8 protein-coding genes and 1 CRISPR repeat array are annotated in these 12,254 nt (G+C 61.6%); all 8 genes read right to left on the reverse strand.

Going from position 1 to position 12,254, the window contains the following annotated elements; translation table 11 throughout:
- The first annotated feature begins 177 nt into the window (after positions 1 to 177).
- A CRISPR array of direct repeats spans positions 178 to 1,313; the repeat unit is 36 nt; unit sequence GCCTCAATGGAACCCGGCCATGAAGACCGGGAGCAC.
- Between the two features lie 175 nt (positions 1,314 to 1,488).
- Positions 1,489 to 1,776, reverse strand: coding sequence for a CRISPR-associated endonuclease Cas2 (gene cas2, locus ABLE92_RS25335; RefSeq protein ID WP_348807581.1), 288 nt, complete (start codon positions 1,774 to 1,776; stop codon positions 1,489 to 1,491).
- Between the two features lie 6 nt (positions 1,777 to 1,782).
- On the reverse strand, positions 1,783 to 3,438 hold the full coding sequence (cas4g/cas1g, locus tag ABLE92_RS25340; protein WP_348807582.1) for a CRISPR-associated endonuclease Cas4g/Cas1g: 1,656 nt from the start codon (positions 3,436 to 3,438) through the stop codon (positions 1,783 to 1,785).
- A gap of 116 nt (positions 3,439 to 3,554) precedes the next feature.
- The gene (csb2, locus tag ABLE92_RS25345; RefSeq protein WP_348807583.1) at positions 3,555 to 5,024 is read right to left on the reverse strand and encodes a type I-G CRISPR-associated protein Csb2; all 1,470 of its coding nucleotides are present in this window, start codon (positions 5,022 to 5,024) and stop codon (positions 3,555 to 3,557) included.
- Between the two features lie 3 nt (positions 5,025 to 5,027).
- Complete coding sequence (gene cas7g, locus ABLE92_RS25350) at positions 5,028 to 5,960, reverse strand: type I-G CRISPR-associated RAMP protein Csb1/Cas7g (protein ID WP_348807584.1); 933 nt, start codon at positions 5,958 to 5,960, stop codon at positions 5,028 to 5,030.
- Positions 5,944 to 8,199 carry a type I-G CRISPR-associated protein Cas8g1/Csx17 gene (gene cas8g1 / locus ABLE92_RS25355; RefSeq protein ID WP_348807585.1) on the reverse strand — a complete coding sequence of 752 codons (2,256 nt, stop codon included), beginning with the start codon at positions 8,197 to 8,199 and terminating at the stop codon, positions 5,944 to 5,946. The genes cas7g and cas8g1 overlap by 17 nt, the downstream gene beginning before the upstream one ends.
- Positions 8,192 to 10,585: a type I-G CRISPR-associated helicase/endonuclease Cas3g gene (gene cas3g, locus ABLE92_RS25360; RefSeq protein ID WP_348807586.1), complete on the reverse strand. Its 2,394-nt coding sequence runs from the start codon at positions 10,583 to 10,585 to the stop codon at positions 8,192 to 8,194. Before cas3g ends, cas8g1 begins: the two co-directional genes overlap by 8 nt.
- 290 nt (positions 10,586 to 10,875) lie before the next feature.
- On the reverse strand, positions 10,876 to 11,367 hold the full coding sequence (locus ABLE92_RS25365; protein WP_348807587.1) for a hypothetical protein: 492 nt from the start codon (positions 11,365 to 11,367) through the stop codon (positions 10,876 to 10,878).
- The gene (locus ABLE92_RS25370; RefSeq protein WP_348807588.1) at positions 11,364 to 12,218 is read right to left on the reverse strand and encodes a ParA family protein; all 855 of its coding nucleotides are present in this window, start codon (positions 12,216 to 12,218) and stop codon (positions 11,364 to 11,366) included. The genes ABLE92_RS25365 and ABLE92_RS25370 overlap by 4 nt, the downstream gene beginning before the upstream one ends.
- Positions 12,219 to 12,254 lie beyond the last annotated feature (36 nt).

Consider the following 12,254-nt stretch of genomic DNA (forward strand, 5'->3'; position numbering starts at 1 on the left):
CCACCCGGTTACACGGGTCGATCGGCCTGGTCCCGCCCAACGAGTACGAGGCAACCTACTACGCTGGGGTCACTACCAGCAGGTAGCCCACCAACGAGGTGGCACGAAACCTGGGGTGCTTCATGAAGACCGGGAGCACCCAGCGTGGAGATCTTCGCCCCCAACCCGGCGAACAACGCCTCAATGGAACCCGGCCATGAAGACCGGGAGCACCGACCGCCGCCTGCTCCCGCACGTGAATCTCCCGCCGCAAGCCTCAATGGAACCCGGCCATGAAGACCGGGAGCACAACGACCGCTTCATCGCACCCGGCGCGATCTTCTCCCGGCCTCAATGGAACCCGGCCATGAAGACCGGGAGCACCGGTGATCAATCGTGCAGCACTCTCACTGGGGGTGCGTGCCTCAATGGAACCCGGCCATGAAGACCGGGAGCACACCGCGAGGTCGCCGATCCGCCACCGCAGAATGAGTGCGCCTCAATGGAACCCGGCCATGAAGACCGGGAGCACCGTGTTCCCGACATCGGACCTGCCTGACCATCTTACGCCTCAATGGAACCCGGCCATGAAGACCGGGAGCACCGGGGAAACCATCGGACACGTTCGGGTCAAAGGATCTGCGCCTCAATGGAACCCGGCCATGAAGACCGGGAGCACCCCGTCGAACCCCCAACCGAGGCGGTTGCAGGTGTCGCGCCTCAATGGAACCCGGCCATGAAGACCGGGAGCACGCGCAACGCGACAGCGGGGCGGTCGGACCCCAACTCGCCTCAATGGAACCCGGCCATGAAGACCGGGAGCACTAGCCGATGCGGAATCCCCAGTCGTTGCACGTCATGCCTCAATGGAACCCGGCCATGAAGACCGGGAGCACTTCACCTCGGCGAGGAGGTCGGCAACCAGCGGCACTGCCTCAATGGAACCCGGCCATGAAGACCGGGAGCACATAGAAGTACCGTAGTCGGTCACGGGTCCACACCCTGCCTCAATGGAACCCGGCCATGAAGACCGGGAGCACCAGTCACGGTGCCGCCACCACGAAAGTGGACACGGCCTCAATGGAACCCGGCCATGAAGACCGGGAGCACCTGGAGAAGGATAAGGCCGCGCTCAAGGCGGACCTCGATGCGCCTCAATGGAACCCGGCCATGAAGACCGGGAGCACCCAGACGCCGTAGGTAGTCGATCGCTTTGCCATGCCACGCCTCAATGGAACCCGGCCATGAAGACCGGGAGCACACATCATGTGGCGACCGCGGATCCGGCGACGATCACGGCCTCAATGGAACCCGGCCATGAAGACCGGGAGCACCGCTCGCGAAATTCACTGCACCTGAACTGCAGAAACCGGCCTCATCGCGAGAGGTACCGCAAGCCGAGTGCACAATAAATCCTACCTTCGCATCTGAAGTTCTCAAAGAGCGCTCTGACCAGCGCGCGAGCGCTGCCCAGGGTTGGGGTGGCGGACCCACCGCTCGCGTCAAGAATCACACGACCGTGGGCCCTGACGCCGGCAAAGTGCGTGGCCGACCCAACTGCGTCACGGCCGCCGCACTCCCCACTGCGCCCAGATCAATCACCACTACCGAATCTTCACCGTAGTCCATCACACCGTGAATATCCGTCCGCCAACGAGTGCGTTCCAGCTCCGAAAGGTCACAAAGAAAGACTGAATACTGCAATCTGGTTCCATACGCTTCCATGACCTTGCACACTCTCCTCAGCCTGGCGGGCTCGCAAATGTCATAGGCGATTAGATGACGTCGTCTGGCCATCAGGAATCACCTGGTGGCCATCGGCGTGTATGCGGGCAGCTCACCGAGAATGACACCGGCAAGAATCCGCGCCTGTACGTCGAGAACTCGACGATAAGAGACCTTGTATTTGAACACTGGATGCGTGACTTGCACGTCAAGTCTCCTTTCATACGCGCGGATCACTTTTCGTCGCCCTTGAAGGGTCAACCAACACCCACCACTGCGACGTTCGAAATCACCCGAGGTGACCTCTCCATTGTTGAGCATTCCGATCACCGCCGAGTCCGCGAGCAAGGGCCGAAACTCCTCCATCAGATCAAGGGCTAGTGCCGGGCGTCCGTATCGTGGGCGATGATAAACGCCGAGATAGGGATCGAGGCCGACACCAATACAAACCGCAACGAGATCTTTGACCAGCAATGAGTACACGTATCCCAGCAGCGCGTTGATCGGGTCAGGTGCGGGGCGTCGTTTTCGTCCATTAGTCTCGAATTCAGCAGCCATTTTCTCTTGAGTTCCGCGGAGCAGACCGCTGAAATTCTCGAAATAGACCCTGGCCGCCGCTCCCTCAATTCCAAGCAACTCTGCGGGTGACGCGGCACCGGTCGCCGAATCGGCCATTCCCGCGAGTGCTTGGACTGGCCGCTCGGCGCCACTTCGAGAATTACGGCGCAGAAGAGTTCTCGCGTTCTTGATCTTCCCTGAGATGATTGCTCGTGAGATACCGAGGGCGGTACTGTCTACCAAACGCGCCTGCGCGGTGCGCAGTTGGACAAATTTCGACATCTCGCCTTGCGCCCATCCGCGCAGCCAGCCGTTATAGCTGAACCACAGCACCGGAATACCGCGCGCCCACAATTCGGTCAGAACTTGCGAGCTTACCTGGACATTGCCGAAGACGCACAACTGACTGACGTCGATGAGGAGAACCTCGGCGGGTGCTGCGCCATTCTGGACCACTCGGATCCGCCCACCCTTGAGTCCGACGCTTGCTCCGTGCGTCGTGACGTACAGAGGACGACTGTCGGGGTCGCGCGGAACAATTCTCCGAGGCGTCGATTCGTCACGCCGAAGAAGCGCGTTGGTCTCGTCGGGCATGCATAGACCGAGAAGTGAGCAGCGGGGACAGCGCTTGCTTCCAACAAGCGGCAGTGGCGCGGCGTCTCGTGCTGCAACCTCGCGAGCCTCTTCCGCGATCTCCACTGCCGCAGCAACTTCGGTGTTGCCAATCGGGACCGTCACCCGCTTGTGGACTTCGGAGTAGAAAAGCACTCCCCGATCCACTTCATAGCCGGCATCTCGTAGGAGTGCGGCCTGCGCGTAGAGCTGGACGACGTCGGCCGACCAGGGCAATCCGTTCGCCGCAGGCTTCCCCTTCTTCGTGTCGACGGGCACTACAGTGCCGTCTCCTCCATCCTCCACGCGATCGAGTACCGCCACCAGACCCAGTGCGTGCGACTCAATTCGTAGTGACGTCACACGTCTAGTTACCTCGCCTGATTCAGGTTCCGGAAGAGATCCCGTTCGTTTGTCGACGGCGCGGTGAGTGAAGTGTCCTTGTTCGGTGTCGTGGCTATCGGCCCATCTTTGATCGACCCACTCGAAGTAGAACAGACGCGGGCAGTACACATATTCGTTGAGCATTCGGGCGGGCAACAATTCCGGCAAATCGGTGGTCATTTCGGGCTCCGTGTGCTGGGAAGTGGTGTGGAACCCCGGCCGTCGTTGGTCGGTGCGAGGCAACCATGGCACCGACCTACGACAACCTTGCCGCATACCGTCGTTCGGTCAGACGATCACGGCGCGGCCGGAATGAATAATCCAGCACCGAAATGGCTCAGCTGACCGAGCATCAGCGGCCCATTGACCGGCCGCGACAGGGTAACCCGAACCGCGAAACCCCGTCGGGCATTCTGGCGTTGCTCCCGCAACCGTCGCCGACGGAAGCGCACCAGATCCGATACGGTCGCGCGGGTCTCGTCGACTTCGACGTCCACTACCTCGACCCCCGCGGTGGCCGCTCGGTATCCCAGCTCCTTATTCAGGTCGACTTTGATCCAGTCTCGGACCGTCCGCCGTTTACGGTGTCGCACGGGGAAGTAAGGGGTGGCCGAGACCCACGTGGTCGCTCCCTCACCGTCGAAAACGGTCTCGGGGGCAATGTCCGAGACGTCACCCAGACCGGCAACAAGCAATCTCTGAGTCGGGATCGAGTTCTCGGTGACCCGGTCTGGCGTCCACAACCGATCGATCTCACATATCCGACCCACCGCCTCGGAAGACATCCCCCTCGGGGCCCAGAGCAGTAGTGACCGGATCGGCGCACCTCCGCCGAATCGTCGGCCGCGAGAGTCGTCAGGAAGAGCCACTACGTGGAGGTGATCGTGCCCTTGCTGTCGCGGGTCTGTGCCGTCCTTTCCAATTATCGCCGCAATCTCCGGATCACCGTCTAGCGCATGCAACGCCTTGCGGACCGCGCTGTGCGCGAGGTCGGTCGGCATCAAGAAGTCCCGCATACGGACAGAGGCGATCCCGTGCAGTTCGAGACGGATTGTCGTGATCGGGTCACTCGACAACCGCGAGGACCGCCGCGGTCGAGCCGAGCTCAGATCTGAGCTTTCCCTCGCATACCCCAAGAGTCTTGTGCCAGGTGGGAATACCTTTCGTAGTTTCGTACGCACCATCGTCGGGCTGGCTTCGAGGTCGGACCGACTAGGTGCACCGTCGGCGCCGAGCAACTCCGCTCTGTCGACTTGATCGCCGACGGCCCCGATCCGCCACCATGTCGAATCCGGTTGCGCAGGCTTCTCTGCAACCGCGGCCTCGCACACGGACTCACTCCGCCCTAGATACGGAAGGTTCTCGACGAGTGCCGTCAGCAGCTTCAACTCGTCCTCGGCAAGATCCACATCCCAGTGAATCTGCAGGTCAGGCCCCGAACGCTGTTGTGCGATAGATACATAACTATCGATCACAAGGTCAGTATCGCCTCGGTCGTCGGTGCGATGCTTGATATCGGGCATGTAGTGCCGAGTCGAGCCCATCGTGACCGGCGCCGACTCGAACGCCGACGGATTGCCCAGACGACCCAAAAGGGCGACGGTGTCGTCCACATCGATAAACCTTGAATGTGCAACCGCCACCAGTGCTCTCATCACACGCCACGGCGACGGTGGCCACTCGACGTAGCCAGTGTTCGCCGCCGCGTCCCAAGGGGTCGCGTGATACCGGCCGAGCGGAAATCTGATCTCAACCGTTGTTCCCATGTACTACTTGGCCTTCGATCCGGCCCAAGTCAACTCAGTGACCGCGCCAAGTTCGGCCGCGTCGATGGCCTTGGTCAGTCGATCCTCAGATGCCTCGACGTTGGGCAGTTCACCCGCCCCATCCACGCCGGTCACTTCGAAGTCACATGCCGTGCGAAGCCGAAGTCCGCCATCGAGGAGCGTCGCCACTTCCCAATCTGCCAGCGCCAAAAGCAGTTCTGTGGCGGTCTCCGGGAGACCATACGACCGAATCTGCTGGTCATCGATCACCACGAACAGGGTGATCTTGTCGGCGGTGTACTCGGTCCGATGGTGCGGGACCATACCGTATCCGCGATCCGATGTACGGCCGGCCTCCTTGTCGAGATTGTTGTTGACGCTGTCTTTCTTCACACCGCCACTGACCGCGGAATTCACACCTTCGGCCTCGATAAATGCCGACACCGCCCGACTGATCTTCGGCTGCCACGGCCATGACCCCTGCGCAAAGAACACACCGTGCAGCAAGCTCACCGGGTCCAGCGCGTAGATCGCCGAGTAGACCTTTCGCAGGTCGAGTGGCTTGTTCTTCACCAGGCCGAAGCGCTCGACGAGAACCTTTCGGAACTCGGCACCGCTATCCGACGCATCGAGGACATACGCCGAGGCCAAGCGGTGTGCTTCCAGCCGACTGCTGGTGAGGAACCCACCGTCCGCATCGACGACGCGGACATACGGGACGTCCGCGACCGTCGAGACTGGTTGCTGTGCGGCCGCATCCCAAGTCGTCCCCTCGAGGTGATTGGCCAGTGACTGGACCGACTCCACGAGCAATCGTGTGCCACCGCCCGGACCGTCGTAGGTCGCAGCACCAAGGTCCGGAAACCCGGTCGGCTGGAATCGACTCCCTGCAACAGGTTCGAGAACGTACTTCCGAATATCACGCTTGCTGGCCATGGCTGGCCTCACTTTCTGTTTCGTGGTCGTCAGTCAGGTCGGATGGTGCTGGTTTGTCATCGATTGTCTTGGGAGAGAACGTGAACTGACGTGTCAGAGCGCGATGCGGCGACCTCGGTAGAATTGCGGTCGCAATCCTGTGAGGGTCCACACGCGACGGCGTCGTGCCCACTGCGGTATGACCTGCCTCGTGCATCCGTTGCCGTGTCAGAAGCACGGCGCGATCAACATTGCCCCCGACGAGCGCCCCCAGGATTTCGGCAGTCAACCCCTTCGCTTGCTCGTCGGACGGCCCTCCGCGGCTGTTCGTTTTCGATACCGGTGCGGCGACCCCATTGCGCAGCAGACCAAGAAGACCAAGCGCCGGTACCGGTACCACTTCCTCCGATCTCGATGAGTCGAAACCGAAATGCTCTCCGCTCCAATCGAGGGCAAGGAGTGCATCGAACCATCGCGCTATCGCGTCGTCGCTCAAATGACCGTCAGCAAACCAATGCAAATGAGCAAGCGGCACGAGGGCACTGATTGGCATTGCAACCCCGCTGACCGAACTACCCATACCATCGTCGCCGTCATCCGCCGCACTGGCCTCGATCGCCAAGCGTGACAGGACGTCGGTCATCACCGAGCTGAGCGGACGAACCCCATAGCCGGCGATATCGCTTCCATCCGTCCACGCTGGCCTAGCAGCATCCGGAACCACTGCGACCGGGAGCAACAGATCACGGACCCCGACCCATCGCCCACCCCGCCACCTCAACCGGAGTGATGCCAGTCCGAGCGCCACCCGGAATTCCGGATCATCGACCATGTCCGCTAGTAGCTGTGCATCGTTGAGGATTCGAAGCATCTCCCATCCGCTGCCCCGCTTGGTCGCCCGCGGCCACACAAATTCTTTCACTGTTCGACTACGGCCGACTGCCATCTCGAGTCGAGTCAACGATCGCAGTAGTGTTCGGAGCTTGTCGACTTGCTCCGCCGAATTTCGCGTCCGCGCGAGTTCGACACGCGCCGAGTCGAACCGCCGAAGTTCATCCGTGACCGTGCCCGGCAATCCGGTTCGGCCAGTGAGTCGTTGTGGCCAATCCTCTACGAGTGCAACCACGCGAAGTAGGTGATCATCGGCGACCGCTACGGCGTCAGCGCGAATTGCTGAGAATGCCAGACCATTTCGTTTGGCGATACTGAATCGATCGAACTCCGACACCGCCGCAGATACACCGCGGGTCCCAACGGCCAGGTACATCTCGCCAGACCTGGTGGCTGTCTTCCCTCGCCAGGTTGCGCGACCTTCGACGAAGATTCGCCGGACGGCGGGCCATCGCAGCCAGCGATTCCACCAGGGCAGCCAGACTTCGCCACGAATATCCTCCCCGTCGCTGCCGGAGGAGAAGCCGGCGCTCGCCCCCCGGGTCATGAAAGTCATGGCTGTGCCCTTGTCCATACTGGACTGCGACGAGATTCGACGAGCGGGCGCTGCCTCAAAAAGTGTCGCGCCCTCCACCATCAGCACGAAGAGCCAAGGATTCACCATGCCTGGTGCGGCCCCATACGCAGACGAGTTCGGGGTACCGGCGGTTCCCGGATCGAATTGCCCCACCGATGCCTTCACCAGTTGCTCTCGCGACGTCCCTGCGAGTGCATCCTCGGCCCATCCCAGACTGCGGCGTTCGGCTCTCGCGTCAGTGGGTAACACATCGAGCAGCCGTTGGTGGTAATTGCTAGAGAACTCCAACCGTCCATCGTTGCCACCCGAGCCGAGAAGTGGCGGGAACGCGAGGTCGTCACTTGCTAACACCACAACCGCGGAACGCAACCACGGCAACATCTCGTCGGGACAGGTGTTTCCGATTTCCCGAACCATGTCTCGCTTGTCCCAGGTGTCAATCGCAGCCCGCTCAAGCAATGTATCGACGATCGACACTGCCTCCCGCAGTGCAGCGACCCGGTCTTGATCGGGAAATGCGATCAGCGCGTCGAGGTTCGCGCGCTGGTTCTTGTCCTTCTCCCCAAAGCCCGACCCACCGTTCCACGGGCTGAGCACGGGCCTCGGTCGGTAGTCGTCGACAAGCCATCGGGCGATGTCGTCCACCGTCGTGTCGATCACGAGGTCGTCGCCGTCAATACGGGACCGTAGGTCTGGATCACGCTGTTCGGCGAGCACCCGCACCAGCCCCAACGCAGCCAGTGACCGCTGCAGGTTACGCCCTCGCGCAGCCACAAATCGGTGTTCAGTCATGAGTTCGCCTGCCTTCGTGAAGTGCGCTTGCATTCCAGTCGGCGATACGAACCAACGCCTCGAAGTACGCCAAGCGAAATGGGCCATACCTACCAAGGAGTCGATCCACCATGTCGGCCCATACCTCGGTCTCATCCGAGACGACCAGAAACGGCTCGAGGTCGATTGTGGCGACGCGGGGTTGCTCACCGAGGATGGCTGGAACGGTGATCGGTCCGGGTGAGAGCCCAAGTACACGCGACTCGTCCCCTGAGTCGTCGCGAATCTGCACGCGGAGCTTCCCGTGGTGCGCGGCGATCAGGTACCGCACCAGATCGCGATCATGCGCCGAGACAAGAAGATCTGCATGCGAGGAGTCGAGTAGTGCGACACTGGCCAGCTCATGTCGGAACGAGGTGATGCCGTCACCGTAGACGAGTCGACCATGCCCTGGTGACTTGGCCCAAACCTTGTCCCGATCAGGCATAGTCGCCGTCTGCTGAAGTGCGTTCTGCCACAAGGGATGAGCTTTGCCGATGTCATGAAGTCTCGCAGCGAGAACGATGTCGGCCCGGAGTTCTGTGTCGAGAGCCAGATCAGCAACAATCGAGACTGCCGCAGCTTCGGCTTCTTCGAGATGCTGGTCGAGTTCCAGCCAACCGCCAAAACCGATCGCTCCGGTATCCGAGGTGTTGCCGTCACTGCCAGGCTCCTGGCCACCTTGCGGCCCATCGTCGGCGACCTCTGCTCGCACCGGGACTGCCGCCGACGACCTTGGATCCAGGCCGATCTCCGCGGAGTACCCACCTCTTTCCGCATCGATCACGAATACCTGGCCGGGACGAACCGGCATGCGGGACGTCAGCTCTGCCCACCGCGCATCGCTCCACGCAGGTTGCGCGACGTCGAAGAGCCACAACGACTTCCCCGCTGCCAGAAACTCCTTGACATCACCGATCCGCGCTCGACAACGGTGGTCATGGTCCGGCAATCGCAGCTCCGAGCTCGGTCGTCCGGCACCACCGAAGTCCACCCAAGCGATCTGGACATCGAGTTCGTCGGCGTCACGGATGAATGGCGAGATGTCCGGGTCGTTACCGGTAAGGTCAGGTGAGGTGTCAAACAACGCGTGAAAGTCACTGCGCCGCAGGACCTGAATGGCAGGAGTGGATGTCTTGACGTCATCCGCGAGATCGAGCAGCCGAGCATTGGACACGTCTTTGTTCTCGAGCAGCCGCAGCGCCCCGGCGGTCGCCTCGACATCGGCCGATTCGTACGGACTCTTCTTCCCTGATGCGAACCACCAGAGTTCCGCATCATCGGTGACTCCCGCGCGATTGCAACGACCCGAGCGTTGGATGAGGGACGGCCACGGTGCAGCTTCGGTGATGAGGGTCCGCGCATCAAGGTCAATTCCAGCTTCCACAACCTGCGTTGAAACCACCACGAGGTCGTTGAGTCGGAGCAATTCGTCAAGCTTTTCATCTCGGTCCACCGGCCGGAACCGCGAGTGCAATAGGATCACGGGCGTTTCGCCGAGCGGCGACTTCTTGCCCGCCAAACGTTTGTACACGTCGACCGCGGTGGCGACGGTGTTGACGATGACCAGAGTGAGACCCGGACGATGATGCGCAACAACCGCTTCGGCGACCGCTTTGGGGTTGGCCGCCGCGATCGGAAGCTCCCGGACCACACGTTTGGCATCCAGGCGAAGCCGCACCTCGGGTGTCAGATCACTATCGGCCAGGCGGATCACGTCGGCGTCGGAGGTGAACCGGTTGTCCACCGTACTCAGTAGGTCCTGGTCGATGGTCGCGCTCATGCAGGTAAGACCGACGTTCACGGCTGCGGACTCGCGCTGGAATGCGGCGATCTGCCGGGCGGTGACGGTCGATGCCGGTGCCAGCTGGGTCTCGTCGAGTACCAGATGGGTGTCGTTCCAAAGGAGTCCGGCATCGATCGGATAGACACCTCGGCTGGAGCCATACCCGCGCAACAGCATTCGGCTCATGATCATGTCAACTGTGCCGACGATGATCTGGGGCTTTCCGGGCGACCGCCGCCAGCCGTGGCCGCCAGGGCCGATCCCCCCGACGAGTTGCACGACATCGATATCGTCGTCGAGCCCAAGCGCGTGAATCCATTGCGGGATCACTGAGATCGCCTGCCTGGTGAGCGTCCGCATCGGGAGCGCGAGCACCAGGCGGCGTGGGACGCGACCGGGTTCCGCCGTCAGGTATCGCCACAACCAACCAAGAACGATGGCCGCGGTCTTGCCGAGCCCTGGTGGTACATCGATCACGTCGGGGAGCTTCACCCCGTTGGCGGCGACGCGTACCTGGTAGGGGTAGGGCTGTCTCCCGGTCGCAGTTCGGAAGAACTCGTCGAACGACTCGAACTGCTCCATGGAGGCTCCTTCGAAGTGCGTTTGTCGCAGGTCCCGGGACTGTCAGACCTTCGTGGTCTACTAATCATGCGACAAACGCCCGAAGGTTGTGTCGGGCTTGCACTGCAAGTAGTACAAAGTTCATTCGTTCGGACTAGTGGATCGCGGTGCCGTTTAAGTGCACAGCAACGAGTACGCCTCAATGGAACCCGGACACAGCCCCGGGAAACGACACACAACCGCAATGCTCAAACCGAACACCACGGGCGATCCGCTACCCACTGTGCCAGATGCGGCTCCAGCGAGTGCCCCTACCGAAACACGCTCCCCTTGTTCTCCGACGCCTCAACACGTTCGACGATCCACGCACTGATGACGGCGGTGCTGCGTTTCCGGCCCGTCTCTTTACGGGTGTCGAGCTCCTCCTCGGCGATGATGTCGCGGAGTTGTTCGAGATCGAGTGCACCCAGCTTCTCGGCCAGCCCAGTCGCACCCGACTCACGGTAGACGACAAAAGGATCGAGGATCGCGGGCCGTCGAGCCTGCTTCTTCGCGGGCGCACGCTTACGCGGCGCGGGTGCAGATGCAGCCACGGGAGTGGGCGCAGCACCGTCGGAACGCAGCGAGTCGATGACCCCGACGAGCGCAGCCGCGAATCGCGTCGACTTGTCAGCCTCGTCGATGATCACTCGCGTCAGGCCCGCGATGAGCTGTGCCGCTTGCGGATTCTTCGCGTCCAGTTGCGCCAGCGCACCGCCGACCGCCTGGTATTCGATTCGACGGCGGGTGTCGTCGTTACTCATAGCTTCTCCTGAGCCTCGGTCATGACATCGGTCGCCAGACTGCGGAATTGGTCGAACTGGCCTTGGTTTCCGTACTTGACCTTGAGAGTCCCGTACGATGTGAACTCTGCCGCTGCGGCAATGGAATTCGACTCGTTGATGTAGCTCGGCAACACATTCTGGATGGACGGATCACGGCGGAGACGTTTGGTCGTCGAACGGTGCACCGCGGAGTTGGCCTTGTACTTGGTGATCACCACACCCAATTCGAAGATCTCCCTGCCGATCTCGTCACCGAACCTGCGTACACGGTTCTGAATCTGCGGAATACCGTAGGTGGACAGATGATCCGGGATGGTCGGGATGATGTAGGCGTCCGCCGCGGCCAGCCCGTTGAGGGTTACCGGACCGATATTCGGCGGACAGTCGATCAGGACGTAGTCATAGAAGTCGATTACCGGGGCGATCGCCTTCCGCAGAAAGCCGGTGCCGCCGCCCGAGGCGTCACCCCGTACCCTCAGCGCGCTCAACTCCTCCTGCATCTCGATGAGATCGAGCGAGGATGCGAGCAGATCCACCGTCGTCACCTTCTTCACCGGTGAGACACCGCGTTCGATCGCCTCGTCGAGCCGGAAGTGCCGGGTGCCGTGGACCGCGTCGGAGAACAGCGAGGCGAGGGTTCGTCCGTTGGTGTTGAGCTCGAACCAGCGCTCCTCGCTGATCATCATGGTGGTGAGGTTGATCTGCGAGTCGAGGTCAATGAGCAGCACCCGCTGCCCGAACTCCGCCGACATGAACTCCGCCAGCCCACCGGTGACGGTGGTCTTACCGACCCCGCCCTTCAAGCTGATCGTCGCGATCACCTTAGCCATGGAAAACTCTCACCTTTCTTACGATCACGCATGTCT

Source organism: Gordonia oleivorans (assembly GCF_040044975.1).
GTDB lineage: Bacteria > Actinomycetota > Actinomycetes > Mycobacteriales > Mycobacteriaceae > Gordonia > Gordonia oleivorans.